Annotated in this window: 2 protein-coding genes and 2 pseudogenes; 2 read left to right on the forward strand and 2 right to left on the reverse strand. The window is 58.3% G+C overall.

Features of this window, described 5'->3' with window-relative positions; genetic code table 11:
• Nucleotides 1-403 (forward strand): annotated as a pseudogene (locus tag HV796_RS41905) (ammonium transporter); the annotation flags it as partial.
• Between the two features lie 445 nt (nt 404-848).
• Here the strand turns inward: HV796_RS41905 and HV796_RS41910 are convergent.
• Nucleotides 849-1,400 (reverse strand): hypothetical protein, encoded by a 552-nt coding sequence (locus HV796_RS41910; RefSeq protein WP_281369999.1) that lies wholly within the window; start codon nt 1,398-1,400, stop codon nt 849-851.
• 75 nt (nt 1,401-1,475) lie between these two features.
• Here HV796_RS41910 and HV796_RS45610 point away from each other — a divergent pair.
• A pseudogene (locus HV796_RS45610) lies at nt 1,476-1,586 on the forward strand (IS4 family transposase); the annotation flags it as partial.
• 187 nt (nt 1,587-1,773) lie between these two features.
• On the opposite strand, the gene HV796_RS43785 reads toward HV796_RS45610, so the two are convergent.
• Nucleotides 1,774-1,978 (reverse strand): hypothetical protein (locus HV796_RS43785; protein ID WP_217478230.1); only part of this gene is annotated, 205 nt, incomplete at its 5' end.

Consider the following 1,978-nt stretch of genomic DNA (forward strand, 5'->3'; position numbering starts at 1 on the left):
GGGCGCGGTCGCGGGTCTGGTCGCGATTACGCCGGCCTCGGGCTTCGTCGGTGTCGCCGGCGCGCTGGTCATCGGCCTGCTGGCCGGTGCGATCTGCTTCTGGTCGGCCACGTGGCTCAAGCACAAGCTCGGCTACGACGATTCGCTCGACGTGTTCGGCGTGCACTGCATCGGCGGTATCGTCGGCGCGATCCTGACCGGCGTGTTCGCGGTCAAGGACATCAGCGGCCTCGATGCGAGCGTGATGCTGCAGGTCAAGGGCGTGCTGACGACCGTCGTCTACAGCGGGGTGGTCAGCTTCATCCTGCTGAAGGTGATTGATATGGTGATGGGCCTGCGCGTGACCGAAGAGGAAGAGCGCGAAGGTCTCGACGTGATCCTGCACGGCGAACACGTCGAATAAACCTCGAAGGCTTGACGAGACGACCTCAGTTCGCCTTATGTCAGTGCTCACCAGCTGTTTCCGTGGATTCGAGCAGATATCACGTATCACAAAAACGATGCTGCTTCATGCGTGCTCATAGCGGCAAGTGCGTGCAGTTACTCCTTGTATTTGGCACACTAGGCGTGCACGATGTAGCGTTGCATTTCTATCGACAGGTGGACATATTGAACGCGATCCCGCAGCGAGTCAGAATAGGTGATTTTCAAGGTCATGTCGCCCCGCGCCAAAAAAAGGCCACCTGGATTGCTCTCAAACCATCAACGACATAAATGCGCCGGTCCATGTTTTTCCCAGTCCATACTTTTTCACATTCGATTACACGAGCAATGTGAAGGCGTAGGATGTGCTCTCATACAAGTGTGGGACCTGCGTATATCACTTGGCGAAGCCAGTTTTTTCGTCCTCACCGGAAGTGCGGGCTGTCAACTGTCTTGCCATCGACCGAAAGCGTCGCACCGAAGGCTCGGTCGTCCGGCAATTGAATGCCGCAGATGTACCTGTTGGGGTCAAACGGCGCCGGCGTCGCCTCGCAGCGAACCTTCAATCTGGAACCGGACGTGACATTGGTTCCTTCCGTGACATCAGGATCGAGTTGCACGTGGTGTTCAACGCCTTTTTCGTCCTCGAGGATGACGTCAACAGCTGGTTTCAGAGTCCGCCACGCGATTTGCGGTAGCGCAAAGGCAGCCAATGGCACCAATGCCCAACATGGATAAGCCCCCGGATTGGCCAAGCCGTAGCAGGAGACTTCTGGCGGACGCGGAGTCTGCGACAGAAGGATTTCGCTTCGCAGTAAGTCGCTGCCCCAGGAGCGGGAGCGGTCGCGCTGCACCGCAGGCAATCCCGTGGCGGAACACTCCGCTGCGGTGGCATGGTCATTTTGCGCGGAAAAGTCGATGCCCTTCTCGATGTTCTGTTGCGCCGCCTTTCGGGCGGCTGTATTGAATGTCCGCACGGAGATGGTCCTTACCGCTTCACCGAACGCGTCGCGATATCCGTCCACATGGTCGAAGGCGCGGTAAAGGACGCGGTTGTGGTCCGGCGAATCATCCATCTGATGCACATGGGGCGCAGGTGCCCCGATCTGAATGCCAGACTGTACTTCGATGTCGATGAAATTCGCGGCGCGTATTTGCTGACCGACTCGAGCAGCCGGCACAGGCTGTGCCCCCTTCGATGGCCGACGCAAACAGTTCACGACAGCGCGACAGATCGTCAGCAACGTCCTTGTCCATGCGCACCACGCCCTTTCAGGCATGAGGCGTAACGATCTCTTTCCGGAATGGCATGCCTCCAGATTGAGTAGCCCTTGTAGATTCCGGATTGCATCACCGGGTTACCTTGACATCAGCCTTGCCTGCGCTGACACGCAGGAGGTTTCCTTCCGGCATGACGATGTGCGGCATGTGGTGAGTGCGTGCCTTGCCATGTCCTGGCTTCACGTATGCAGGTCGCGATTGCGTAGCACCGGGGAACGTTTCTGAAGCCGCGCGCGCCGGGCTCCATCGCCCCGCTAGAGTCAAATTGTCGAAA

It is taken from the genome of Paraburkholderia humisilvae, assembly GCF_902859855.1.
In the GTDB taxonomy this organism is placed as follows: domain Bacteria; phylum Pseudomonadota; class Gammaproteobacteria; order Burkholderiales; family Burkholderiaceae; genus Paraburkholderia; species Paraburkholderia humisilvae.